The following is a 23613-nucleotide window of genomic DNA, read 5'->3' as shown; positions in this document are numbered from 1 at the left end:
CGATGACCATGAAAGCACTTGTTATCGCAACCCTGAGCCTGCTCGCCAGCTTTTCGGCGGTGGCCGCTGAAAGCGACCCGCAGGCGTTGATCAAACAAGGTGAATATCTCGCCCGTGCCGGTGACTGCGTGGCGTGCCATACGGCCAAGGGCGGCAAGCCGTTCGCCGGTGGCCTGGCGATGGAGACGCCGATCGGCACCATTTATTCGACTAACATCACGCCAGACAAAAACGGCATTGGCACTTACAGCTTTGAAGATTTCGACAAAGCCGTGCGTCACGGTGTTGCTCAGAACGGCAGCACCTTGTATCCGGCCATGCCGTATCCGTCCTATGCACGGGTCAACGAGGCCGATATGCGGGCGTTGTATGCCTACTTCATGAAGGGCGTTAAACCTGTCGAGCAAGCGAACCAGGAAGCCGATATCCCGTGGCCGTTGAGCATGCGCTGGCCGCTGGCGATCTGGCGCTGGCTGTTTGCCCCTGCGGTTGAAGATTTCAAGCCGCAAGCCGGGCAGGACGCGGTAGTCAGTCGTGGGGCGTATCTGGTGGAAGGCTTGGGCCACTGCGGTGCATGCCATACGCCACGGGCCCTGACCATGCAGGAAAAAGCCTTGAGTGCCAGTGATAGCCCGGCATTTCTGTCAGGCAGTGCACCGCTGGAAGGCTGGATCGCGAAGAACCTGCGCGGTGATCACAAGGACGGTCTGGGCAGCTGGAGCGAAGACCAGCTGGTGCAGTTCCTCAAGACCGGTCGCAGTGATCGCAGTGCGGTATTTGGCGGCATGAGCGATGTGATCGTACACAGCATGCAGTACATGTCCGACGCTGATCTGACGGCCATTGCCCGTTACCTGAAGTCGTTGCCAGCGGTGAATCCGGCTGACAAACCGCATCAGTACAACCCGGCAGTGGCGGATGCCCTGTGGAACGGTGATGACAGCAAGCGTGGCGCTGCGGTGTACATCGACAACTGTGCGGCTTGCCATCGTACCGACGGTCACGGCTATACCCGTGTGTTCCCTGCCCTGGCGGGCAATCCGGTATTGCAGTCGGCCGACCCGACGTCGTTGATACATATCGTGCTTAAGGGGGGGACGTTGCCTGCAACGCATACAGCGCCATCAACGTTCACCATGCCCGCTTTCGACTGGCGTTTGTCGGATCAGGAAGTGGCCGATGTGGTCAATTTCATCCGCACCAGTTGGGGCAACCAGGCGGCTGAGGTGAAGGCCGGGGATGTGAAGGCGATTCGTTAACCCTGAGTATTCGGTGGGAGCGGGCTTGCTCGCGATGCAGACAACTCGGTATGCCTGACTTACCGAGTCGCTCCCATCGCGGGCAAGCCTGCTCCCACATTGGGTATTCAGGGCTGTCTTGCAGACATCCCGAACCACTTCTGCGACAACGCCTCCAGCCTCCCGTCTGCCTTGATCCGCTGCAAGGCCTTGTCCAGGCTGGCCTGGAACGCCGGGTTGCCTTTCTGGAAGGGGATTACCAGGGCAACTTCCTCATCTGTGACCGGCGTTTTCTGCGCCACCGTGACCAATGGCCCACGTTCGACAAACCCATTGCCCTGAGCTACGCCTAAAGTCTGGCCTTGAAACATTGCAAGGCTGTTGAGTGAGCGCGGCTGCTCTTGCCGGGCAATCGTCTGCGCTGGCAGATGGCTGTAAGGTTCGCTGAAATCGAACCGATCCTGGAGTTCCTGGGTCAAAGCCACATGATTGATCGCGACATCGTATTTACCGCTCTCAACCCCTGACAGCAAGTCAGCGTTATCGGTGACCAGAATGGAGGAATGTACTTCCAGTTCCTGAGCCAGCAACTCGGCCAGTTCAACGTCAAAGCCGGTCAGACGCCCGTCCTGCTTGAAGCTGAACGGTGCCATGTCGGCTTCCAGGGCTATGCGCAGTTCACCACGGTCATTGATGTCGTCGATCAGTTCGGCCTGAGCAAAAGGGCTCGCCAGTGGCAGTAAAAGCATCAGGCCCGGCAATAAACGCATGGTCACTCCTTTGGTTGGGATGCAAGCGAATCGCATTTAACGTTCGCTTTGCTTTATGTTGGTCACTTGCGGGGTTGGACAACGGTTTGGCTCTAAGTTGTCAGGCACCGAAGAATTTTGCAAAAAACCGGAGAAAAAAATGAAAGCTCTACTGTCTCGTGTTGCGCTGGCTTCTGTATTGATGGGCGCTTCGGTCATGGCCACAGCGGCTGGCCTGGAATCGGAGCCTGCACCAAAAGGCGCCAAAGTGTTTATCGTCGAACCTAAAGACGGTGCCACAGTTGATCAAACTTTCACCGTTAAATTCGGTATTGAAGGCATGCCTCTGGCGCCTATCACCGAGGCCACGCCGCATGCGGGCCATCACCACCTGCTGATCGATGTCGACCAGTTGCCGGCCGAGAACGCACCGATCCCGGCCGATGCCAACCATATCCATTTCGGCAAGGCCCAGACCGAAACCCAGGTCACCCTGCCACCTGGCAAGCACACCCTGCAACTGGTGCTGGGTAACCAGGTTCATGTGCCGTTCAAGCCAAGCATCGTGTCGGAAAAAATCACGGTTAATGTGAAATAAGCTTTTTCGACGCATAAAAAAGGGAGACCCGAGGGTCTCCCTTTTTAGTGAGAGGCGTTTAGAACAACACGCGGCAGCGAATAGTGCCGTTGATGGTCTGCAGCTTCTCTTGCGCCAGGTCCGAAGACTCGGCGTCGACGTCGATCACTACATAGCCAACTTTCTCGTTGGTTTGCAGGAATTGGCCGGAGATGTTGATCCCGTTTTCGGCGAAGATCTTGTTGATCTCGCTCATCACGCCCGGGATGTTCTGGTGGATGTGCAGCAGGCGGTGCTTGCCAGGGTGGGCCGGCAGGGCCACTTCCGGGAAGTTCACGGACGATACCGAGGTACCGTTGTCGCTGTACTTGACCAGTTTTTCTGCCACTTCCAGACCGATGTTGGCTTGCGCTTCAGCGGTAGAACCGCCGATGTGCGGGGTCAGGATCACGTTGTCCAGGCCACGCAGCGGGCTTTCGAACACGTCGTCGTTGGAGCGCGGCTCAACCGGGAACACGTCGATGGCGGCGCCGATCAGGTGCTTGTCCTTGATTGCGTCAGCCAGGGCGTCCAGCTCAACCACGGTGCCGCGAGCGGCGTTGATCAGAATGCCGCCCTTTTTGATGGCACGGATTTCTTTCTCGCCGATCATCCACTGGGTGGCTGCGGTTTCCGGTACGTGCAAGGTGACGATGTCGGACATGCCCAACAGTTCGTGCAGATTGCCGACCTGGGTGGCGTTGCCCAATGGCAGCTTGGTCACGGTGTCGTAGAAGAACACCTGCATGCCCAGACCTTCAGCCAGAACCGACAGCTGGGTACCGATCGAGCCGTAACCCACGATACCCAGCTTTTTGCCGCGGATTTCGAAGGAGTTGGCTGCGCTTTTGATCCAGCCGCCACGGTGGCAGGAAGCGTTTTTCTCAGGGATGCCACGCAACAACAGGATCGCTTCAGCCAGCACCAACTCGGCCACCGAACGGGTGTTGGAGTAAGGGGCGTTGAAAACAGCGATACCGCGTTCGCGAGCAGCGTTGAGGTCGACCTGGTTGGTGCCGATGCAGAAACAACCAACAGCGACCAGTTTCTTGGCGCAATCGAACACTTCTTCGGTCAGCTGGGTACGAGAACGGATGCCGATAAAGTGGGCATCAGCGATCTTTTCCTTCAGCTGGGCTTCAGGCAAGGAACTGGTGATGTACTCAATGCTGGTGTACCCGGCGGATTTGAGCACTTCAACAGCGGATTGGTGGACGCCTTCCAAAAGAAGGAACTTGATCTTGCTCTTATCGAGAGAAGTCTTGCTCATCTGCGTAAACCTGTGTCCCAGAGAAAAAATGGCAGGGAATGGACAGCGAGAGCTGACCTGGCCGGCGTGAAAACCGGCCCCGAGAATCGTCCTGTGGCTCGATTCTGCGAGGGGGTCGTATGCTAGCATAAGCGCCCCGCTAAACACCCATTCCTGCGACGTGAAGCGTTCTCAGGATGACCATGAATTGTTCGAGAGTTCTGTTGATGACCCATCCTGCCTTGATTGATGAGCTGAAGACCCTGGTAGAGCCTGGCAAGGTTTTGACCGACGCCGGCTCCCTTAATGCTTACGGCAAGGACTGGACCAAGCATTTCGCTCCCGCCCCGTTGGCCATTGTGTTCCCGAAAACCACCGAGCAGGTGCAGGCCATCGTGCTGTGGGCCAACGCCCATGACGTGGCACTGGTACCGTCGGGTGGCCGTACCGGCCTGTCCGCTGCTGCCGTGGCCGCCAATGGCGAAGTAGTGGTGTCGTTCGACTACATGAATCAGGTGCTGGACATCAACCTGACCGACCGTACTGTGGTCTGCCAGCCTGGGGTGGTCACCGAGCATCTGCAGAACCTGGCCGAAGAAAACGGCCTGTACTATCCGGTGGACTTCGCTTCGGCTGGCTCCAGCCAGATTGGCGGCAATATCGGCACCAATGCCGGCGGCATCAAGGTGATTCGCTACGGCATGACCCGTAACTGGGTGGCCGGCATGAAAGTGGTCACCGGCAAGGGCGATGTGCTGGAGCTCAACAAGGACCTGATCAAGAACGCCACCGGCTATGACATGCGCCAGCTGTTTATCGGTGCCGAAGGCACCCTGGGCTTTGTGGTGGAAGCCACCATGCGCCTGGACCGTGCGCCGAAAAATCTGACGGCGATGGTGTTGGGCACGGCAGATTTCGATTCGATCATGCCGGTGCTGCACGCCTTCCAGAACAAGCTCGATCTGACGGCTTTCGAGTTCTTCTCCGACAAGGCGCTGGCCAAGGTCATGGGGCGTGGCGACGTGCCTTCCCCGTTTGAAACCGACTGTCCGTTCTATGCGCTGCTGGAATTCGAGGCGACCACTGAAGAGGTTGCCAATGCGGCCCTGGAAACCTTCGAGCACTGCATGGAAGAAGGCTGGGTACTTGATGGCGTGATGAGCCAGAGCGAAACCCAACTGCAGAACCTGTGGAAACTGCGCGAGTACATCTCGGAGACCATTTCCCACTGGACGCCATACAAAAACGACATTTCGGTCACCGTGTCGAAAGTCCCGGCATTTTTGAAAGAAATTGACGCGATCGTCGGCGAACACTACCCGGATTTCGAAATTGTCTGGTTCGGCCACATTGGCGACGGCAACCTGCATCTAAACATCCTCAAGCCCGAAAACCTGAGCAAGGATGAGTTCTTCGCCAAGTGCGCGACGGTGAACAAGTGGGTGTTTGAAACCGTTGAGAAATACAACGGCTCGATCTCTGCCGAGCATGGCGTGGGCATGACCAAGCGTGACTACCTGACCTACAGCCGTTCGCCGGTTGAGATCGAGTACATGAAAGCGCTCAAGGCCGTGTTCGACCCTAAAGGCATCATGAACCCCGGCAAGATTTTTGCGGTTTAAAGTTAACGGTATTCAATAGCGGAGTCTGTCCATGAGCTATCAGCACCAGTATGTCGACGGTACCCGGATCCACTTTCCGATCGGTAAAGTGGTGTGCATCGGCCGCAACTATGCCGAGCACGCCAAAGAGCTGGACAACCCGATCCCGACCGAGCCCCTGCTCTTCATCAAACCGGGCAGTTGTGTCGTGCCACTGGAAGGCGGCTTTGCGATCCCCACCGAGCGCGGTTCGGTGCATTACGAAGCCGAAATTTCGGTACTGATCGGCAAGCCCCTGTCGAACAACCCGAGCGCCGAAGAAGTGCTGGATGCGATCTCCGGTTTTGCCCCTGGCCTGGACCTGACCCTGCGCGACAAACAGGCCGAGCTCAAAGGCAAAGGCCTGCCGTGGGAAATTGCCAAGTCGTTCGATGGCGCCTGTGTGCTGGCTCCTTTCGTACAGAGCAGCACTTTTGCTGACCTGGCCGATATCGGCATTCGTTTGACCATCAATGGCGAAGTGCGTCAGGACGGTAATAGCGCCCTGATGCTCAACCCGATCGTACCGATGATCCAGCACATGGCTGCGTGCTTCTCGCTACAAGCCGGTGATGTGATCATGACTGGCACACCGGTGGGCGTCGGCCCACTGAATGTGGGCGATGAGCTGGTGCTGGAGCTGACGGGCGTTAGCCGCTTCGAGAGCCGCGTTCGTTAGTCCGGGCCTGGCAATTGAAACAGCCTGTGGCAACGGCCACAGGCTTTGGCATTACACCGCCATCGGCGCGGTCATTGGTGCGTGGTGCTGGTAGCCTTCGAGGCTGAAGTCGCCCGGCTCGATCATGCCCAGCCACTCCGGCTGGTACACGCCGGTCTTGGCGAATTCCGGTACGCGGTCCGAGATTACCAGTTTGGGCATCGGGAACGGCTCGCGGGTGAGCTGCTCGTTAAGCATGTCCAGGTGGTTTTCGTACACGTGGGCATCGCCGATAAAGTAGGTGAACCAGCGTGGTGTATAGCCGGTCAGGCGGCCGATCAGGCTCAGCAGCGCAGCGCCTTCGGTCAGGTTGAACGGTGTCCCCAGGCCCAGGTCGTTGGAACGGATGTAGAGGGTCAGGGAAATCTCCCTGGTCTCGACATTCGGGTGGAACTGGTACAGCAGGTGGCACGGTGGCAGGGCCATTTCGTCGAGCTGGGCGCAGTTCCAGCCGTGGAACAGGATACGGCGGCTGCCCGGGTCATTGATGATGGTGTCGACGCACTGGCGCACCTGGTCGATGGCCTTGTACAGCACCACATAGGCCTGGCCGTCTTCTTCGCCTTCGGCAATCTGGCGATAACCCTGGCTCAGGCACAACTCGATAGCGGCCACATTGCTGCGATCAACTTGCTTGTAGGCCGGCCATTTGCGCCATTGCACACCGTAGATCTCGCCAAGGTCGTCTTCGCCCTGACGGAACGGGTTGGCCAGCCACTGGGCGTTTTCGTTGGCGTTCTGGTCCCACACCTTGCAGCCCAATGCGCGGAAGTCTGCAGCGCTATTGACCGGGCGCAAGAAACCGCACATCTCGCCAATGGCCGATTTGAACGCCATGCGCCGGGTGGTGATGGCCGGGAAGCCTTCCTTGAGGTCATAGCGCAGCATGGCGCCGGGCAGGCTGATGGTTTTTACGCCGGTACGGTTGGCTTGCAGGGTGCCGTTTTTAATGACGTTGGCAACGAGGTCGAGATATTGCTTCATGGTTTTCCTACCGTTTGAATGCGGGGCTTTATAAGCCCCGCCATCCGAATGTATTACGCAGCTTTTTGAGCCGCTGGATCGCGGTGGTAAGCCCACCAGATCAGGAACAGGCCGCCCGCGATCATCGGGATACAGAGAATTTGCCCCATCGTCACCCAGCCGAACGCGAGATAACCCAATTGGGCATCCGGCACACGGACGAATTCGACGATAAAGCGGAAGATGCCGTAGAACAGGGCGAACATCCCGGAAACCGCCATGGTTGGACGGGGTTTGCGCGAGTACAGCCAAAGAATCAGGAAGAGTGCCACACCTTCGAGGGCGAACTGGTAAAGCTGCGACGGATGACGCGCCAGTTGTTGTGGGTCGGTAGGGAAGATCATCGCCCACGGCACATCGCTGGCCTTGCCCCACAGTTCGGCGTTGATAAAGTTGCCGATGCGCCCTGCACCCAGGCCAATGGGCACTACAGGGGCGATAAAGTCCATGATCTGGAAGAATGACTTGCCGTTGCGCTTGCCAAAACCCCACACCGCCAGCATCACGCCGATCAGGCCGCCGTGGAACGCCATGCCGCCTTTCCACACTTCAAAAATCAGCAGCGGGTTGGCGATATAGGCGCTCAGGTCGTAAAACAGCACATAGCCCAGGCGCCCGCCGACAATCACGCCCATGGCCACCCAGAACACCAGGTCGGAGAGTTTCTCCTTGGTCCAGGTCGGGTCGAAGCGGTTGAGGCGGCGTGACAGGATGAGCCAGGCAGCGCCAATGCCGATCAGGTACATCAAGCCGTACCAATGGATTTTCAGCGGGCCGATGGCCAGTGCCACCGGATCAATCTGCGGGTAAGGCAGCATTGCGACTCCTTGTTAGATCAGGAAACTCAAGCCGACACAGAACAACAGTGCGGCAAACAGCCGTTTCAGCAGGCGTGGCGAGAGCTTGTGGGCCAGTCGCGCACCGAAACGGGCGAAAAACATGCTGGTCAGGGCGATCCCGAGCAGCGCGGGCAGGTAGACAAAACCGAGACTATGCGCGGGCAGGTCGGGGTTGTGCCAGCCAATGATCATGAAACTTGCTGCACCTGCCAGTGCAATCGGCAGCCCGCAGGCTGACGACGTGGCCACGGCCTGCTGCATCGGCACGCTACGCCAGCTCAGAAATGGCACGGTCAGCGAGCCGCCGCCGATGCCGAAAATCGCCGAAGCCCAGCCAATCACCGTACCGGCCAGGGTCAGCCCGACCTTGCCAGGTACCGTGCCAGTGGCCTTGGGTTGCAAGCCCAGGGCCATCTGAATGGCGATCACCACGGCGAACACACCGATGATTTTCTGCAAGTGGGGGCCGGCAATGGCTTCTGCGGTCAACGCACCGATGCCCGCACCGATCAGGATGCCCAGCGTCATCCAGAGCACCAGAGGCCAGCGCACGGCGCCTTTTCGATGGTGCTCGCGAATCGAGTTGATCGAGGTAAAAATGATCGTGGCCAGTGACGTGCCAACGGCCAGATGGGTCAGCACCTCGCTGTCAAAACCCTGCAAGGTGAAGCTGAACACCAGCACCGGCACGATGATCAACCCGCCGCCGACCCCGAACAGCCCGGCCAGCACCCCCGCAAAACCTCCCAGTACCAGATAGAGCAGAAATTCCATGACGCCCCCCCCCAAATTTGATCCGCATGGTAACGGAGCAAGGGCTTTGGCTCCACTGCGCTGCACGGTATGGCGCGAGCCGCCCGAGCAATCTATAAGTAGTGTGGTTAAAAAAACATTAAGGACTGCCCATGTGTCTGATTGTCTTCGCCTGGCGCCCCGGCCATGCACAGCCTTTGGTCGTTGCGGCCAACCGCGATGAATTCTATGCCCGCCCCGCCAAACCCCTGGCGCAGTGGGCCAATGCGCCACAGGTATATGCCGGGCGCGACCTTGAAGCGGGAGGAACCTGGCTGGGCATAGGCGCCGATGGACGCTTTGCGGCCCTGACCAATATCCGCGAACCGCACAAGCCGCCTTCACGGCGCTCACGGGGCGAGCTGGTGGCAGACTTTCTCACCGGCCACCAGTCAATTGCCGAGTATTTCACCCAGGTAGGCCGACGTTCTGTCGACTATGCCGGTTTTAATCTGCTGTTGGGCACCGCAGATCAGCTCTGGCATTTCAATTCCGGGGACCTGGCGCCGCAACCGCTGAGCGCGGGGATTTATGGTTTGTCCAACGGCGGGCTGGATACGCCGTGGCCCAAACTGCTCAAAGCCAAGGCCGCGCTGGCCGAGGTGCTGGACAACCCGCAGCCACAAGCGCTGCTGGCGTTGCTCAAGGATCCGCAGACGGCCCCGTTCAGCGAACTGCCGGACACCGGCGTAGGTCTGGCCACGGAGAGTCTGCTGTCGAGTGTGTTTATCACCAGCCCCAGCTATGGCACCCGTGCCAGTACCGCGCTTATTGTGAATGCAGACGGGTCAAGGGTGATGGTGGAACACAGCTTCGGGCCGCATGGGGGGCGGTTGGGAGAGGTAAGGCTGGCGGTGTGACGCTAGCCCTCACCCCAACCCTCTCCCCGAGGGAGAGGGTTGGGGTGAGGGCGCTTTTCAGTAAGGCTTGATCGCCGCCGGGTTCATCATGCGGGTCAGGCCCATGTTTTTCAGCGCCAGTTGAATGGTGCTGCGAATGACCTGCGGGTTGTCGATGGTCATCACTTCGGCCAGCAGTTCCTTGGCGCGACTCAGGCTGACCTGACGCAGCATCCATTTCACTTTCGGCAAGTTGGTGGCGTTCATCGACAGGCTGTCAAAGCCCATCGCCATCAACAAGATCGCCGCCGCCGGGTCACCGGCCATTTCTCCACAGATGCTCGCCGGCTTGCCTTCGGCATGGGCGTCACGCACCACCGACTGCAGGGCCTGCAGCACCGCCGGGTGCAGATAGTCGTACAAGTCCGCCACGCGTGGGTTGTTGCGGTCCACAGCGAGCAGATACTGGGTCAAATCGTTGGAACCCACCGACAGAAAGTCGACCTGACGGGCCAGCTCCTTGGTCTGATAAACCGCAGCCGGGATTTCGATCATCACCCCAATAGGCGGCATCGGCACGTCGGTGCCTTCGTCGCGCACTTCACCCCAGGCGCGGTGCAGCAGGTGCAGGGCTTCTTCGAGTTCGTGGGTGCCCGAGATCATCGGCAGCAAGATACGCAGGTTGTTCAGGCCTTCACTGGCCTTGAGCATGGCCCGGGCCTGCACCAGAAAGATTTCAGGGTGGTCGAGGGTCACGCGAATCCCGCGCCAGCCCAGGAACGGGTTTTCTTCCTTGATCGGGAAGTAAGACAGTGACTTGTCGCCGCCGATGTCCAGGCTGCGCATGGTCACCGGTTGCGGATGGAAGGCAGATAATTGCTCGCGATAAATCGCCAGCTGCTCCTTTTCGCTGGGAAAGCGCTGGTTGATCATGAACGGCACTTCGGTGCGGTACAGACCTACGCCTTCAGCGCCACGCTGTTGTGCTCGCGCCACATCGGCCAGCAGGCCGGTATTGACCCACAGCGGCATGCGATGCCCGTCAGGGGTGATGCAGGGTAGCTCGCGCAGGGCATCAAGCCCCAGGGACAGCTGGCGCTCTTCCTCGACCACCTCGGCGTATTGCTTGCGCAGCACTTCGCTGGGGTTGGTATAGACCTCGCCGTGGTAGCCGTCGACGATCATCTGGATGCCGTCGACCCTGGAGTACGGCAGGTCGACCACGCCCATCGCCGTCGGGATACCCATGGCGCGGGCCAGGATGGCAACGTGGGAGTTGCCCGAACCCAGTACCGACACCAGGCCTGCCAGCTTGCCTTCGGGCACTTCACCGAGCATGGTGGCCGTCAGCTCTTCGCTGACCAGAATGGTGTTGTCCGGGTAGACCATGGTTTGCTGGCGATCATGCTGCAAATAGGCCAGCAGACGACGGCCAAGGTCACGCACATCCGACGCCCGCTCACGCAGGTAGTCGTCGTCCATCAGTTCGAAACGATTGACGTGATCGGTCACGACCTGGCGCAGCGCGCCCTGGGCCCATTGACCGGTCTTGATGACATTTTTGACTTCGCTGCCCAGCGACGCATCGTCGAGCATCATCAGGTACACATCGAACAATGCCTGTTCTTCGGGGCGCAACTGGGTGGCGAGTTTCTTGGACACCGCGCGCATATCGTTGCGCACGCCTTCCAGGGCGGTCTTGAACAACGCAATTTCGGCGGGGATATCGGTGATGGTCTTGTCGGGCACCACATCCAGATCCGCGGGTGGCAGCATCACCACGGCGGTACCCACGGCAGCGCCCGGCGAACCCGGTACGCCGACGAACTTGGCTTCCTGGATGCCCTTGCCCTGACGGCCCAGGCCACGAATCGAACCCGTGGCTTCGGCGTGGGCAATAACCCCGGCCAACTGGGCGCTCATGGTCACCAGGAAGGCTTCTTCACCTTCGTCGAACTGACGGCGCTCCTTTTGCTGAATGACCAGGACCCCGACCACGCGCCGGTGGTGGATGATCGGCGCGCCCAGGAAAGAGGCATAGCGCTCCTCTCCGGTTTCGGCAAAGTAGCGATAGCGCGGGTGATCGGCGGCGTTTTCGAGGTTCAGAGGCTCTTCACGGGTGCCCACAAGGCCGACAAGGCCTTCGTTGGGCGCCATGCTGACTTTGCCGATCGAGCGCTTGTTCAAGCCCTCGGTGGCCATCAGGACAAAGCGGTTGGTCTCTGGATCAAGCAAATAGACCGAGCAGACCTGGCTGCTCATGGCCTCTTTGACGCGCAACACAATAATCCCCAACGCCGCCTTGAGATCCTTGGCGGAGTTAACTTCCTGGACGATCTTGCGCAGCGTATTGAGCATGGCTCGGGGTCGAACTCCGTGTCAGGCGCGCGTTAAAAGGCGCGGGGCAAGCTCTTTGAGAGCGCGACGGTAGACCTCGCGCTTGAATGTCACCACCTGGCCCAACGGGTACCAATAACTGACCCAACGCCAGCCATCGAACTCCGGTTTACCGGTCAAATCCATCCGCACCCGTTGCTCGTTGGAGACCAGGCGCAGCAAAAACCACTTTTGCTTCTGGCCGATGCACAGCGGTTGGCTGTGGGTACGTACCAGGCGTTGCGGCAAACGATAACGCAACCAGCCTCGCGTGCAGGCGAGTATTTCTACATCTTCGCGTTCAAGGCCAACTTCTTCGTTCAGCTCACGGTACAAGGCGTCTTCCGGCGTTTCGTCAGGGTTGATGCCACCCTGTGGAAACTGCCAGGCGTCTTGATTGATACGGCGAGCCCAAAGTACCTGACCAGCGTCATTTGTCAGAATAATCCCGACATTAGGGCGGAAACCATCGGGGTCGATCACGGCAACAACCTCGCAAACGCATGTCGCCGCATTGTTCCACAAAGGTTGTGAAAGCAGCAACGCGCCTTCCTGCCTTATGTGCACTCTTGTTAAAAGACCGTATTCTTGTGGCCTTTTCTCAGGCAACTCAACGGGTAACCTCAATGCGTCTGGCTTTATTCGACTTGGACAACACCCTCCTGGGCGGTGACAGCGATCACGCCTGGGGCGATTACCTGTGCCGCCGGGGCATTCTCGACGGCGACGCCTACAAGGCGCGCAACGACGCGTTCTATCAGGACTACCTGGCCGGCAAGCTGGACAACGCCGCCTACCTTAATTTCAGCATGGAAATCTTTGGCCGCCATGACATGGCGCAACTGGATCAATGGCACCGCGAATTCATGCGCGACTGCATTGATGGCCTGATGCTGCCCAAGGCCCATGCCCTGCTGGCCAAACACCGTGAAGCCGGCGACACCCTGGTGATCATCACTGCCACCAACCGCGTGATCACGGCCTCCATTGCCGAAAAACTCGGCGTGGAACATTTGATTGCCACCGAATGCGAAATCATCGATGGCCGTTACACCGGTCGCAGCACAGACGTACCGTGCTTCCGTGAAGGCAAGGTGACACGCCTGAACCGCTGGATCGAAGAAAACGGCTATAGCCTGGCAGACAGCTACTTCTACAGCGATTCGATGAATGACTTGCCGCTGCTGGAGCAGGTTGACCATCCGGTGGCGGTCGACCCGGATCCGAACTTGCGTGCGGAGGCCATCAAGCGTGGCTGGGAAGTCATCTCGCTGCGCGACTGACACACAACCTGTGGGAGCGGGCTTGCTCGCGATAAGATCGCCGCGGTTTTTCTGCAAGACCGCAGTGATGCCATCGCGAGCAAGCCCGCTCCCACACAAGCACGTGTGCTTAAACCGGCTTGGCGCCCATCAATCCCGCGATGGCGATAAAGCAGACTGCACAAAAAATGGCCAGCACCAGGGTAAACCACGGGTATCTGGCCATTCGCCCCAAGCGCAGACGGTTAAGGCGCACCACCAGCCACAGCCAGCTCAGGCTGCCCAGCAGATACAGGCAGCTGCCCGCCAGCAGCCATATCTGGCTCAACGGCCAACCGGCCAGATGCACCAAAAACCAGCCACTGACGGGCAACGCCAGCAGACACAGGCCCATCAGCGCCCAAACATAACTCCAGGGCCGCTGCACCACTCCGCCAGACAGGTTTTTATCCCCTGCCCGCCAGCGGCGAATCACCACAACCAGCAAGGCAATGGCGCTGACAAACAGCAGCAGTGTCGACACGCCATGCAGCAGTTTTAACGCTGTGAACGTTTCCATTTGATTAATCCCTTGAGCCGTTCAATCAGCGTAGCGCCTATCAGCCAAGAAACAGCTGGTAGGCAGGGTTATCGCTCTCATCCCAGTACGGGTAGCCGATTTCTTCCAGCGCCGCCGGCACCAGGTGGCGCTCGTCCGCCGGTACCTGCAGGCCGGCCATGACCCGGCCATCCGCTGCGCCGTGGTTGCGGTAATGGAACATCGAGATGTTCCAGCGCCCGCCCAGCTTGTTGAGGAAGTTGAACAGCGCCCCCGGCCGCTCCGGGAACTCGAAACGGAACAGCAACTCATCGCTGACCTTCGCAGCATGGCCGCCAACCATATGACGGATATGCAACTTGGCCAGCTCGTTCTCGGTCAGGTCGACCACCGGGAAGCCCTGCTCAGTCAGACTGGCCAGCAGCGCGCTGCGGGGATCGTTCTCGGGGTGGGTCTGCACGCCAACGAAAATGTGCGCTTCGCTGCCAGTGTGGTAGCGGTAGTTGAACTCGGTGATCTGACGCTTGCCCACGGCCTGGCAGAACGCCTTGAAGCTACCCGGCACCTCAGGAATGGTCACCGCAATGATGGCTTCACGGCCTTCACCCAGCTCGGCACGCTCGGCCACATGACGCAGTCGGTCAAAGTTGACGTTGGCACCGGAGTCGATTGCCACCAGGGTCTGGCCGCGCACGCCGCGCTGCTCGACGTACTTCTTGATTCCGGCCACGCCCAGCGCACCGGCAGGTTCGGTGATCGAGCGGGTATCGTCGAAGATATCCTTGATGGCTGCGCAGATCTCGTCAGTGCTGACGGTGATCACTTCATCCACATAGTCCTTGCAGATATCGAACGTGTGCTGGCCAATCTGCGCCACGGCCACGCCGTCGGCGAAAATCCCCACGGTTGGCAGCACCACGCGCTCGCCCGCCGCCATCGCGGCTTGCAGGCAGTTGGAGTCATCGGGCTCGACACCAATGATCTTGATGTCCGGGCGCAGGTACTTCACATACGCCGCAATACCGGCAATCAGCCCGCCGCCGCCCACAGGTACGAAGATCGCATCCAGCGGCGCCGGGTGCTGGCGCAGAATTTCCATCGCCACGGTGCCCTGCCCGGCAATGGTGTGCGGGTCATCGTAGGGGTGAACGTAGACGTAGCCTTCTTTTTCGACCAGTTGCAGCGAGTAGGCCAGCGCCTCGGGGAACGTGTCGCCATGCAGCACCACAATGCCACCACGGGAGCGCACGCCTTCGACCTTGATCTCGGGGGTGGTCTTGGGCATCACGATGGTCGCTTTGACCCCCAGCACCTTGGCCGCCAGGGCCAGGCCCTGGGCGTGATTGCCCGCTGACGCCGTCACCACGCCGCACGCGCGCTCGGCGTCGGTCAGGTGCATCAGTTTGTTGTAAGCGCCACGAATCTTGAACGAGTACACCGGCTGCAAATCTTCGCGCTTGAGCAAAATCTGGTTGCCCAACCGCTGGGTAAGCTGGTTGGCAGCTTGCAGTGGGGTTTCTACGGCAACGTCATAAACGCGCGAGGTGAGGATCTTCTTAACGTACTGTTCGAGCATCGGAAAGCTTCACTGGGCGGGTTGGCAGGGACCAAGGAGTCTACCCCAGCGTTTGCGCAGGCGACCATACGAATCCAAAGGTTTTAAAGCCTTGGGTTATACTCAGCTCCTTTCTTTTTCCCCCTTCCCGCCCCGGAGCTCGCATGACCCAGGATCAACTCAAACAGGCCGTAGCCCAGGCTGCTGTCGACTTCATCCTTCCAAAACTGGATGACAAGAGCATCGTCGGGGTCGGTACCGGCTCCACTGCCAACTGCTTTATCGATGCCCTGGCCCAGCACAAGGGCGCATTCGACGGCGCGGTTGCGAGCTCCGAAGCCACCGCCGCGCGTCTCAAGGGCCACGGCATTCCGGTGTACGAACTGAACACGGTCAGTGATCTTGAGTTCTACGTTGATGGCGCCGATGAAAGTGACGAAAACCTCAACCTGATCAAGGGCGGTGGCGCAGCCCTGACCCGCGAAAAAATCGTCGCTGCCGTGGCCAAGACCTTTATCTGCATCGCCGATGCCAGCAAGCTGGTTCCGGTGCTGGGCGCGTTCCCGCTGCCAGTTGAAGTTATTCCGATGGCCCGCAGCCACGTGGCCCGCGAGCTGGTAAAACTGGGCGGCGATCCGGTGTACCGCGAAGGTGTGGTTACGGACAACGGCAATATCATCATTGACGTGTTCAACATGCAGATCACCAACCCGGTTGAGCTGGAGCGTCAGATCAACGCCATCGTCGGTGTTGTGACCAACGGTCTGTTCGCCGCCCGCCCGGCCGACCTGCTGTTGCTGGGCACGCCTGAGGGCGTGAAAACCCTGAGCAAGTAACTGCGCCAGCAGGAAAATTTCAACTGTGGGAGCGAGCCTGCTCGCGAACGAACTTCGCGAGCAGGCTCGCTCCCACAAGAGAAAATGATCGGCCATTTCTCATCTACAAAGCCGGTTTCTTGAACACGTAAAACAGATTCGGCTCGCTCACCACATAGATAGTCCCTTCATCGTCCATCGCGATGCCTTCTGCCTGTGGCACTGAGCGGGTCAGACCGTGCTTGCCCTTCTTCAGCGACAGTGTGCTGATCGGTTGCCCGTCCAGACCCAGTTCAAGCAGCAATTTCGACTCATCTGACAGTGCCAGCAAATGCCCGGTGCGTTCGTCAAACTGCAAGCTCGACAAGTCCCTTACAAACAACCGTGCATCCCGTCGCGGATTGCTCACAACATGGGTGGCATAAGGTTGCTGGGGGTTGACTTGAGGGAAGCCGCGCACTTCATAAATCAGCATGGGGTCGCGCTCCTTGGCTACAAACAGGCGCTTGCCCACCGAGTCATAGGCCAAACCTTCAAAGCCCTTGTTGCCCGACTGATTGATCCCCAGCGTCAATTGCTCAGCATCCCGGGCATCCAGAACCCGGGTGTTGTCATCGACCTTGACCTTGATCAGGCGCTGTTGACGTTCATCGGTAATGACGTAGGTATTCTCGCCAATAAATTCGACTGCCTCGGCATCGCCGAACCCGACCAGTGCAATGCGGCGCAAGACCCGGCCATCTAGGGACAGCTCGATCAGCTCGGCTTTCTTGTTGGTCACGGTAAACAGACTCTTACGCAATGGATCGAAGGTCAGTGCCGAGACATCATCCTCAAGCCCTTCGATGACCTTGCCCTGCATTACGGCGCGGTAGTCTCCCAGGTTGATTGCATCAGGATTGGCGGGGTGCCACATCTGGCTGATCTGGAACCAGGTCCGTTCAAACAGGCGAAAATGTTGCGCGGCAAAGCCGGCGGCCAGCAAGGCTACCAGCGTTATACAGAGAGTAAAAACGGTAGTGCGGTTGACACGGCGCATGGGTCGAACTCTAAACAGATCAGGCCAATGAAATACCACGGCTGTCTGAATTGAACCTTAAACCTCAACGGGCAACATGTCTTGCGCGAGCGCGGGATTTATTTGGCCACCTTCTCGAAGCGATAAAACAGGTTCGGTTCGCTCACCATATACAGCGTGCCGTGTTCATCAATCGCGACACCTTCGGCCCGGGGAATGGTGTTCTTCAGGCCATTGAAGCCACCGAGCAAGGTGATGAAGCTGACCTGCTCACCCAGCTCATCGAGCTCCAGCAGCATATGCGAATCGGCCGACAGTACGAGTGTATGGCCTGTACGCGGATCGATGCTCAGGGCCGACAGGTTACGTAGATCCAGCTCATCGCTTGGCACTTTCTGCTTGCTGCCGGTTAGCACCTGGCTACCGTCGCTCTTCCATACAAACAACTGCGGCGGACGCTCTTCACCCAGCAGCAGTTGTTGGCGGCGAGGGTCCCAGGCAATGGCTTCGAAGGCCTTGTTCTGGTTTTTCGAAGGCCCCAGGTCGTACTTGGGGAAGTCGGCAATATTCAGGGACTTGGTGTCCGCGTCGATGTTGATGATGCTCAGCATATGCTCACGCTCATCGACAATGGCCAGCAGGCCGTTCTCCATGACTGTCAGGCCCTCCGGGTTGCTCCAGCCCACCAGCGGGATTTTGCGCAGTACGTCGCCATCCAGAGTCAGTTCCACGAGAAAAGGGTTTTTACCCATCACCGAGAACAGTGTTTTGGTCAGCGGGTTATAGGCCAGGTCCGATGCCTCGTCCTTTTCCATTCCCGGCAACACCTTGGCATCAATCACCGCCCTGTAGTCAGGTAGCCATATGCTTTCGTTCTGCTCGGACGGGCTCTCAAACCGCTCCAGTACCCACAACGCACCGCGGTCATCCCAATGCATGATCCACGCGAGCCCGTAGACCAATACCCCCACCAGTAATACCCAGGAATACCAGCGCATGCTGAAACGTGAGGACCGGGGAACAGGCGGTATCAACTGTGGGTTTGTTGCCATTTGAGTGGGCTTCCGAAATGTTGGGCCAGATCTAAATATCACAAAGCGGGCTAACCAGCTGCCTCGTGCATGGCGATTATGCAGACGGAGTGTGAAATAAATGGCAAAAACGCAAAAAAATCATGCTGGCTGAGGTCCCGAGTGATTGGGCGCGTGCAAAGGCCTGGTGAGAGAGAACCATTAAACAGCCTGTAAACTTAGACTGATGACTCATCGCTCATCGCCAGAACTACTTGTCATGCAACTTTAAAGTACTCTTTCAGTAGGAACATTCTGAATAATTCAGAGACATTTATATTACTTCTGTTCGCCCTTGACACTCATACCCACAGACTCTTATCTAATAAAAATAATCGAGCCCAGCCACTTGTCAAAAAGCAAATATTTATCGCGTTAACCATGTGCGGCCAGTACTCGGTGCTGAAAGCGAGGGCCGGTCTGCGCAGACGTGTACCGTTCCCTTACATACTGGAAAGGAATCTTTAAATATGCCCTTTACCTCATGTTTCAACAAACTCCCTCCGCCCGTACTTTCAAACTCCGCAAGGCATACTGTGTGCGCGCGCGCGGCCGAGCACTTGCTTATTACAATAAACCCTTACAAGAACATGGAAGAAGGTGACCTTGTAGAGTTGTTCTGGGATGGTTGCTATGTCGCCTCGCGGCAGATTTTCAAAGCCGGTATTGGCCAGCCTGTCATGTTAAGAGTGCCAGAGAGTTTTATTCAAAATGGTACGGCGCGCCTTTACTACCGGGTGATGCATATCGGCAGCAGCCCGGTTCTTTCTGCGCAACTTAAAATATTGGTCAAACTTGACTGCCCTGGCGGCGAAGCCATTGGCGACGAAAACCAGGGCCTGGCCCCGCTTGTAATTCCGCAGCCCATCCAGCGCTACGGGGTTAACCCAAGCCAGATGAAACGCGGTGTCCCGGTGAGTATCGAACCCTATCGCAACATGGCCAACAATGACGCCATCACCCTGCTCTGGGGGGATGTACGCCTGGATTTGCCCAAACTGCGCAAAGTGGATATCGACAAACCCGTCAGCGTGTTCGTGCCCCCCCACATCATCCAGGAGGCTGGCGAAGACGCCAAGCTGGAAGTCACCTACTGCGTGATCGACCGCGTGGGCAACAATTCGCGCTGGGCACCGGCGCGAGTGCTCAAGGTAGGTGCCCCCAGGCTCTATCTCAACCCTGCCCCGAGGGAGGTACTGCACGCCGCAGAGCCCCGTTCCAACTGGCGTAACCAGGAGCAGGGAGCCAGGGAATCGTCTATCCATATTCCTAAAAGTTAGTTCTTAAAATTTTTATACTCGATTAGGGTATATGAACCGGACCACCGGACTCTCAGCTTTTATCCGCGCCGCACGAGCGGCGCTCCCATGAAACGTGAGGTAGGTATGGTCCGTAACACAATCACCCTTGTGCATAACGCCAGGGCATTGAGTGCAGCCAAGGAGCGCAACTAATGTCCAGCTTGGCCAATGCACACCTGCAAAGCGACCAGGATGTCGCGCCTCTGTTGCTGGCAGCGCAGGTTCTGCGCACCGACAACGAAGCCCTTGAAGCCGCACACACACTGGCAGCCAGTGCACGCGAACACGCGGGCAAACGCGACCAGCAACGCAAGCTGCCGTGGTCGCTCATAGAAGCCTTCACCCGCAGCGGCCTGGGCAGTATTTCCATTGCCCGCGAATTTGGCGGCCCCCAGGTGTCATTTGTGACCCTGGCTGAAGTGTTCGCGATCATCTCGGCTGCCGATCCGGCGCTGGGGCAAATCCCGCAAAATCAGGTTGGCATTCTCAGCCTGATCGCTGCCACGGCCACCCAGGCGCAAAAAGAACAACTGTTCTCCAGCGTGCTGCAAGGCTGGCGCATCGGCAATGCGGGCCCGGAACGCGGCAGCAAAAACACCTTGGACATTAAGGCCCGGATCATCGCCGATGGCGACGACTTCGCCATTAACGGTCAGAAGTTTTACTCCACCGGCGCCCTGTTCGCCCACTGGATTGCGGTAAAAGCCGTCAACGATGAAGGCAGGCAGGTCATGGCCTTCGTTCGTCGCGGTACACCAGGCTTGCGCGTCGTGGATGACTGGTCCGGTTTTGGTCAGCGCACCACCGCCAGCGGCACCGTATTGCTTAACAACGTGCGGGTGGAAGCCGAACAGGTGGTCGACAGTTCGCGCCTCAACGATGCTCCGAACATTCAAGGCGCCGTGTCGCAATTGATCCAGGCCGCCATTGACCTGGGCATTGCCCGCGGTGCCATTGCCGACACCCTGAGTTTTGTCCGCGAGCGCTCACGCCCGTGGATCGACGCCAAGGTCGAACGCAACAGCGATGATCCTTATGTGATTGCCGATATCGGCAAACTGCACATTGAGCTGCACGCAGCCGAAGCCTTGTTGCGCAAAGCCGGACGCGTTCTGGACGAAGTCAGCGCGGCAGCGATCGACGCCCCTGGCGCTGCCCGCGCATCGATTGCGGTGGCCGAAGCCAAGGTGCTGAGCACCGAGCTGTCGCTGCTGGCCAGCGAAAAATTGTTCGAACTGGCCGGCAGCCGCGCCAGCCTTGCCGAGTTCAACCTCGACCGCCACTGGCGCAACGCCCGGGTGCACACCCTGCACGACCCGGTGCGCTGGAAATACCACGCCATCGGCGCGTATCGCCTCAACGGCACCCTGCCTGCCCGGCATTCCTGGATCTGACCCTGGAGACACCCATGTCACTGATATCCAAACAGGTCCCGGTTATCCACAGCGATGCCGAGGCCCTGAGCGTAGCCCGTGAACTGGCGGCGTTTTTCAAACGCGACAGTGCCCTGCGTGACCGCGAGCGGCGCTTGCCGTTTGATGAGCTTGAGCTGTTTTCCCATACCGGCCTGTGGGGCATCACCGTGCCCAAGGCCTACGGCGGCGCAGGCGTGTCCAGCGTCACCCTGGCGCAAGTGATCGCGCTGATCGCTGCGGCCGATGCCTCTCTGGGGCAAATCCCGCAAAACCACTTTTATGCACTCGAAGTTTTACGGGTCAATGGCACACACGAGCAAAAGCAGCGGCTCTATGCCGAAGTGCTGGCCGGAGAGCGCTTCGGCAATGCCCTGGCTGAAATCGGCACCAAGACTGCACACGATCGCACCACCCATCTGGCCCAGGCCGAACACGGCTACCGCATCACCGGGCGCAAGTTCTACGCCACTGGCGCACTGTATGCACAGCGGATACCTACCTCGGTTGTGGACGATAACGGCATCCAGCATCTTGCATTCGTGCGCCGCGACAGCGATGGCCTAAGCGTGATCGACGACTGGAGCGGTTTTGGCCAGCGTACTACGGGCAGCGGTTCGGTGGTTTTCGACAACGTACTGGTCGCAGCACAAGACGTGATCCCGTTTCAAAGCGCCTTCGAGCGTCCGACCCCGGTTGGTCCGCTGGCGCAGATCCTTCACGCGGCCATCGATACCGGTATCGCCCGCGCCGCCTTTGAAGACGCCCTGCATTTTGTGCGCAGCAAAACCCGGCCCTGGATTGATGCCACTACGGATATCGCCAGCGAAGACCCGCTGACCCTCAAAAGCTTCGGCCATTTGAGCGTACGTCTGCATGCCGCCGAAGCCCTGCTGGAACGTGCCGGAGCGTTTCTGGATATTGCTCAGAGCAACACCAGCGCCAGCACCGTCGCCGCAGCCTCGATTGCCATCGCAGAAGCCCGGGCCCTGAGTACAGAAATTTCCCTGGCCGCCGGCAGCACCCTGTTCGAGCTGGCGGGCAGCCAGGCCACGCTGGCCGAGCACGGCCTTGACCGTCACTGGCGCAACGCCCGCGTGCACACCCTGCATGACCCGGTGCGCTGGAAGTACCACGCGGTAGGCAATTACTACCTAAATGATGCCAACCCGCCATTGCGGGGGACCATCTGATGAGCAAAAAGAAGATTCTGATCAATGCCTTCAACATGAACTGCATTGGTCATATCAACCACGGTCTGTGGACTCATCCACGTGACAACTCGACCACCTTCAACACCCTTGAATACTGGACTGAGTTGGCGCAGCTGCTGGAGCGCGGGCTGTTTGACGGGCTGTTTATCGCCGATATCGTGGGCGTATATGACGTTTATCAACAATCGGTTGATATGCCGCTCAAAGAGGCGATCCAGCTGCCGGTCAATGATCCCCTGCTGCTGGTTTCGGCGATGGCTGCCGTCACCAAGAACCTCGGCTTTGGCCTGACCGCCAACCTGACCTACGAAACGCCGTATTTATTCGCGCGTCGCATGTCGACCCTGGACCACCTGACCCGCGGTCGCGTGGGCTGGAATATTGTTACCGGCTACCTCGACAGTGCAGCCAAAGCCATGGGCCTGACCGAACAGGTCGAGCATGACCGGCGCTACGATCAGGCCGATGAGTACCTGCAAGTGCTCTACAAGCTATGGGAAGGCAGCTGGGAAAACGACGCCGTGCTCAATGACCCGGCCCGGCGCATCTATGCCCGGCCCGACAAGGTGCACAAGATCAAACACGAAGGTGAGTTCTATCAGGTGGAGGGTTATCACCTTTGCGCACCGTCGCCGCAACGCACCCCGGTGCTGTTTCAGGCGGGCAGCTCGGATCGCGGCCTGGTGTTTGCCGGTCGTCATGCTGAGTGCGTGTTTATCAGCGGGCAGACCAAGGCGGCGACCAGAGCCCAGGTCGACAAGGTGCGCGCCAGCGCTGTGGCTGCGGGCCGCAACCCGGACGACATCAAGCTGTTTATGGGGATCAACGTGATCGTGGCGCCGACCGAGGCCCAGGCATTGGCCAAGCGTGACGAGTACCTGAGCTATGCCAGTGCCGAAGCCGGCGTGGCGCACTTTTCCAGCTCCACGGGTATCGACTTTGCCGACTACGAACTGGACGAGCCGATCCAGTACGTGAAGAGCAACGCGATCCAGTCCGCCACCAAAGTGCTGCAAAACAACGACTGGACCCGGCGCAAGCTGCTTGAACAGCACGCCCTGGGCGGGCGTTACATCACGCTGGTGGGTTCGCCTGCGCAAGTGGCCGACGAGCTGGAATCCTGGATTGCAGAAACCGGCCTGGACGGGTTCAACCTGACCCGCATCGTCACCCCTGAAAGCTACGCCGATTTTATCGACCTGGTGGTCCCCGAACTGCAGCGCCGGGGCTCTTATAAAACCGCTTATGACACTGGCAGCCTGCGTCAGAAGCTGTTTGTGGAAGGTGATGCGCACTTGCCGCAACGCCATACAGGTGCGGCTTACAGACACAACCCTTAACCCTTTTTG

At 58.8% G+C, this 23613-nt stretch carries 22 protein-coding genes; 11 read left to right on the top strand and 11 right to left on the bottom strand.

Going from position 1 to position 23613, the window contains the following annotated elements:
* Positions 1–8: 8 nt before the first annotated feature.
* On the top strand, positions 9–1259 hold the full coding sequence (locus tag HBN79_RS06740) for a cytochrome c (RefSeq protein ID WP_095026757.1): 1251 nt from the start codon (positions 9–11) through the stop codon (positions 1257–1259).
* 107 nt (positions 1260–1366) lie between these two features.
* Here HBN79_RS06740 and HBN79_RS06735 read toward each other — a convergent pair whose 3' ends face one another.
* Positions 1367–2008, bottom strand: coding sequence for a transporter substrate-binding domain-containing protein (locus HBN79_RS06735; RefSeq protein WP_094999642.1), 642 nt, complete (start codon positions 2006–2008; stop codon positions 1367–1369).
* 139 nt (positions 2009–2147) lie between these two features.
* Between HBN79_RS06735 and HBN79_RS06730 the strand changes: the two genes are divergently transcribed.
* On the top strand, positions 2148–2585 hold the full coding sequence (locus tag HBN79_RS06730; protein ID WP_094999643.1) for a DUF4399 domain-containing protein: 438 nt from the start codon (positions 2148–2150) through the stop codon (positions 2583–2585).
* Between the two features lie 58 nt (positions 2586–2643).
* Here HBN79_RS06730 and serA read toward each other — a convergent pair whose 3' ends face one another.
* Positions 2644–3873 carry a phosphoglycerate dehydrogenase gene (serA, locus tag HBN79_RS06725; RefSeq protein ID WP_083369705.1) on the bottom strand — a complete coding sequence of 410 codons (1230 nt, stop codon included), beginning with the start codon at positions 3871–3873 and terminating at the stop codon, positions 2644–2646.
* Between the two features lie 206 nt (positions 3874–4079).
* Here serA and HBN79_RS06720 point away from each other — a divergent pair, with 206 nt between their 5' ends.
* Both HBN79_RS06720 and HBN79_RS06715 read left to right on the top strand, forming a co-directional pair.
* Positions 4080–5474 carry an FAD-binding oxidoreductase gene (locus HBN79_RS06720; RefSeq protein WP_169916465.1) on the top strand — a complete coding sequence of 465 codons (1395 nt, stop codon included), beginning with the start codon at positions 4080–4082 and terminating at the stop codon, positions 5472–5474.
* Positions 5475–5505: 31 nt separating this feature from the next.
* Entirely contained in the window at positions 5506–6171 is a 666-nt protein-coding gene (locus tag HBN79_RS06715; protein WP_094999645.1) for a fumarylacetoacetate hydrolase family protein, read from the top strand.
* Positions 6172–6222: 51 nt separating this feature from the next.
* Here the strand turns inward: HBN79_RS06715 and HBN79_RS06710 are convergent, their stop codons facing one another.
* From HBN79_RS06710 to HBN79_RS06700, 3 genes are read right to left on the bottom strand one after another with little or no spacing between them, the layout of a single operon-like run.
* A complete protein-coding gene (locus HBN79_RS06710) occupies positions 6223–7194 on the bottom strand; it encodes a thymidylate synthase (RefSeq protein WP_095020616.1) in 972 nt (323 codons plus the stop codon).
* Positions 7195–7247: 53 nt separating this feature from the next.
* On the bottom strand, positions 7248–8051 hold the full coding sequence (gene lgt / locus HBN79_RS06705) for a prolipoprotein diacylglyceryl transferase (protein WP_094999647.1): 804 nt from the start codon (positions 8049–8051) through the stop codon (positions 7248–7250).
* Between the two features lie 12 nt (positions 8052–8063).
* Positions 8064–8846: a sulfite exporter TauE/SafE family protein gene (locus HBN79_RS06700; RefSeq protein WP_095020617.1), complete on the bottom strand. Its 783-nt coding sequence runs from the start codon at positions 8844–8846 to the stop codon at positions 8064–8066.
* A 131-nt stretch (positions 8847–8977) separates the two neighbouring features.
* On the opposite strand from HBN79_RS06700, the gene HBN79_RS06695 reads away from it, so the two are divergent.
* Positions 8978–9724: an NRDE family protein gene (locus tag HBN79_RS06695; RefSeq protein ID WP_095017900.1), complete on the top strand. Its 747-nt coding sequence runs from the start codon at positions 8978–8980 to the stop codon at positions 9722–9724.
* Between the two features lie 57 nt (positions 9725–9781).
* Here HBN79_RS06695 and ptsP read toward each other — a convergent pair whose 3' ends face one another.
* Together ptsP and HBN79_RS06685 are read right to left on the bottom strand one after the other, a co-directional pair.
* Complete coding sequence (gene ptsP, locus HBN79_RS06690) at positions 9782–12061, bottom strand: phosphoenolpyruvate--protein phosphotransferase (RefSeq protein WP_094999650.1); 2280 nt, start codon at positions 12059–12061, stop codon at positions 9782–9784.
* A gap of 21 nt (positions 12062–12082) precedes the next feature.
* A complete protein-coding gene (locus HBN79_RS06685; RefSeq protein ID WP_019828104.1) occupies positions 12083–12562 on the bottom strand; it encodes an RNA pyrophosphohydrolase in 480 nt (159 codons plus the stop codon).
* 143 nt (positions 12563–12705) lie between these two features.
* Here HBN79_RS06685 and HBN79_RS06680 point away from each other — a divergent pair, with 143 nt between their 5' ends.
* Positions 12706–13362, top strand: coding sequence for an HAD family hydrolase (locus HBN79_RS06680; RefSeq protein ID WP_169916464.1), 657 nt, complete (start codon positions 12706–12708; stop codon positions 13360–13362).
* 109 nt (positions 13363–13471) lie between these two features.
* On the opposite strand, the gene HBN79_RS06675 is transcribed toward HBN79_RS06680, so the two are convergent.
* Both HBN79_RS06675 and ilvA read right to left on the bottom strand, forming a co-directional pair.
* Positions 13472–13900 carry a DUF2269 family protein gene (locus tag HBN79_RS06675; RefSeq protein WP_095017898.1) on the bottom strand — a complete coding sequence of 143 codons (429 nt, stop codon included), beginning with the start codon at positions 13898–13900 and terminating at the stop codon, positions 13472–13474.
* A gap of 40 nt (positions 13901–13940) precedes the next feature.
* Positions 13941–15455, bottom strand: a complete 1515-nt coding sequence (ilvA, locus tag HBN79_RS06670; protein WP_094999653.1) for a threonine ammonia-lyase, biosynthetic — start codon at positions 15453–15455, stop codon at positions 13941–13943.
* Positions 15456–15598: 143 nt separating this feature from the next.
* Between ilvA and rpiA the strand changes: the two genes are divergently transcribed.
* A complete protein-coding gene (gene rpiA, locus HBN79_RS06665; RefSeq protein WP_048361307.1) occupies positions 15599–16270 on the top strand; it encodes a ribose-5-phosphate isomerase RpiA in 672 nt (223 codons plus the stop codon).
* A 103-nt stretch (positions 16271–16373) separates the two neighbouring features.
* Here rpiA and HBN79_RS06660 read toward each other — a convergent pair whose 3' ends face one another.
* Entirely contained in the window at positions 16374–17288 is a 915-nt protein-coding gene (locus tag HBN79_RS06660; RefSeq protein ID WP_169916463.1) for an SdiA-regulated domain-containing protein, read from the bottom strand.
* A gap of 98 nt (positions 17289–17386) precedes the next feature.
* Entirely contained in the window at positions 17387–18319 is a 933-nt protein-coding gene (locus HBN79_RS06655; RefSeq protein WP_094999655.1) for an SdiA-regulated domain-containing protein, read from the bottom strand.
* Between the two features lie 488 nt (positions 18320–18807).
* On the opposite strand from HBN79_RS06655, the gene HBN79_RS06650 reads away from it, so the two are divergent.
* The 4 genes from HBN79_RS06650 to HBN79_RS06635 all read left to right on the top strand — a co-directional run bounded on the left by HBN79_RS06650 (position 18808) and on the right by HBN79_RS06635 (position 23604).
* On the top strand, positions 18808–19617 hold the full coding sequence (locus HBN79_RS06650) for a hypothetical protein (RefSeq protein ID WP_095026807.1): 810 nt from the start codon (positions 18808–18810) through the stop codon (positions 19615–19617).
* 173 nt (positions 19618–19790) lie between these two features.
* A complete protein-coding gene (locus tag HBN79_RS06645) occupies positions 19791–21032 on the top strand; it encodes an SfnB family sulfur acquisition oxidoreductase (RefSeq protein WP_095023164.1) in 1242 nt (413 codons plus the stop codon).
* A 14-nt stretch (positions 21033–21046) separates the two neighbouring features.
* A complete protein-coding gene (locus tag HBN79_RS06640) occupies positions 21047–22243 on the top strand; it encodes an SfnB family sulfur acquisition oxidoreductase (protein WP_094999658.1) in 1197 nt (398 codons plus the stop codon).
* Positions 22243–23604 carry an LLM class flavin-dependent oxidoreductase gene (locus HBN79_RS06635; RefSeq protein ID WP_169916462.1) on the top strand — a complete coding sequence of 454 codons (1362 nt, stop codon included), beginning with the start codon at positions 22243–22245 and terminating at the stop codon, positions 23602–23604. The genes HBN79_RS06640 and HBN79_RS06635 overlap by 1 nt, the downstream gene beginning before the upstream one ends.
* The last annotated feature ends 9 nt before the right edge of the window (positions 23605–23613 follow it).

The sequence above is a fragment of the Pseudomonas sp. WS 5051 genome, assembly GCF_012985715.1.
In the GTDB taxonomy this organism is placed as follows: domain Bacteria; phylum Pseudomonadota; class Gammaproteobacteria; order Pseudomonadales; family Pseudomonadaceae; genus Aquipseudomonas; species Aquipseudomonas bubulae.
Note: the sequence above shows the minus strand (reverse complement) of the source record. Positions and strands in the feature narration are given on the sequence as shown.

Excerpts from the sequence above, each read along its gene's own strand:
- HBN79_RS06740 (WP_095026757.1), top strand. The coding sequence starts at position 9 with ATGAAAGCACTTGTTATCGCAACCCTGAGCCTGCTCGCCAGCTTTTCG.
- HBN79_RS06735 (WP_094999642.1), bottom strand. The coding sequence starts at position 2,008 with ATGCGTTTATTGCCGGGCCTGATGCTTTTACTGCCACTGGCGAGCCCT.
- HBN79_RS06730 (WP_094999643.1), top strand. The coding sequence starts at position 2,148 with ATGAAAGCTCTACTGTCTCGTGTTGCGCTGGCTTCTGTATTGATGGGC.
- serA (WP_083369705.1), bottom strand. The coding sequence starts at position 3,873 with ATGAGCAAGACTTCTCTCGATAAGAGCAAGATCAAGTTCCTTCTTTTG.
- HBN79_RS06720 (WP_169916465.1), top strand. The coding sequence starts at position 4,080 with ATGACCCATCCTGCCTTGATTGATGAGCTGAAGACCCTGGTAGAGCCT.
- HBN79_RS06715 (WP_094999645.1), top strand. The coding sequence starts at position 5,506 with ATGAGCTATCAGCACCAGTATGTCGACGGTACCCGGATCCACTTTCCG.
- HBN79_RS06710 (WP_095020616.1), bottom strand. The coding sequence starts at position 7,194 with ATGAAGCAATATCTCGACCTCGTTGCCAACGTCATTAAAAACGGCACC.
- lgt (WP_094999647.1), bottom strand. The coding sequence starts at position 8,051 with ATGCTGCCTTACCCGCAGATTGATCCGGTGGCACTGGCCATCGGCCCG.
- HBN79_RS06700 (WP_095020617.1), bottom strand. The coding sequence starts at position 8,846 with ATGGAATTTCTGCTCTATCTGGTACTGGGAGGTTTTGCGGGGGTGCTG.
- HBN79_RS06695 (WP_095017900.1), top strand. The coding sequence starts at position 8,978 with ATGTGTCTGATTGTCTTCGCCTGGCGCCCCGGCCATGCACAGCCTTTG.
- ptsP (WP_094999650.1), bottom strand. The coding sequence starts at position 12,061 with ATGCTCAATACGCTGCGCAAGATCGTCCAGGAAGTTAACTCCGCCAAG.
- HBN79_RS06680 (WP_169916464.1), top strand. The coding sequence starts at position 12,706 with ATGCGTCTGGCTTTATTCGACTTGGACAACACCCTCCTGGGCGGTGAC.
- HBN79_RS06675 (WP_095017898.1), bottom strand. The coding sequence starts at position 13,900 with ATGGAAACGTTCACAGCGTTAAAACTGCTGCATGGCGTGTCGACACTG.
- ilvA (WP_094999653.1), bottom strand. The coding sequence starts at position 15,455 with ATGCTCGAACAGTACGTTAAGAAGATCCTCACCTCGCGCGTTTATGAC.
- rpiA (WP_048361307.1), top strand. The coding sequence starts at position 15,599 with ATGACCCAGGATCAACTCAAACAGGCCGTAGCCCAGGCTGCTGTCGAC.
- HBN79_RS06660 (WP_169916463.1), bottom strand. The coding sequence starts at position 17,288 with ATGCGCCGTGTCAACCGCACTACCGTTTTTACTCTCTGTATAACGCTG.
- HBN79_RS06655 (WP_094999655.1), bottom strand. The coding sequence starts at position 18,319 with ATGGCAACAAACCCACAGTTGATACCGCCTGTTCCCCGGTCCTCACGT.
- HBN79_RS06650 (WP_095026807.1), top strand. The coding sequence starts at position 18,808 with ATGCCCTTTACCTCATGTTTCAACAAACTCCCTCCGCCCGTACTTTCA.
- HBN79_RS06645 (WP_095023164.1), top strand. The coding sequence starts at position 19,791 with ATGTCCAGCTTGGCCAATGCACACCTGCAAAGCGACCAGGATGTCGCG.
- HBN79_RS06640 (WP_094999658.1), top strand. The coding sequence starts at position 21,047 with ATGTCACTGATATCCAAACAGGTCCCGGTTATCCACAGCGATGCCGAG.
- HBN79_RS06635 (WP_169916462.1), top strand. The coding sequence starts at position 22,243 with ATGAGCAAAAAGAAGATTCTGATCAATGCCTTCAACATGAACTGCATT.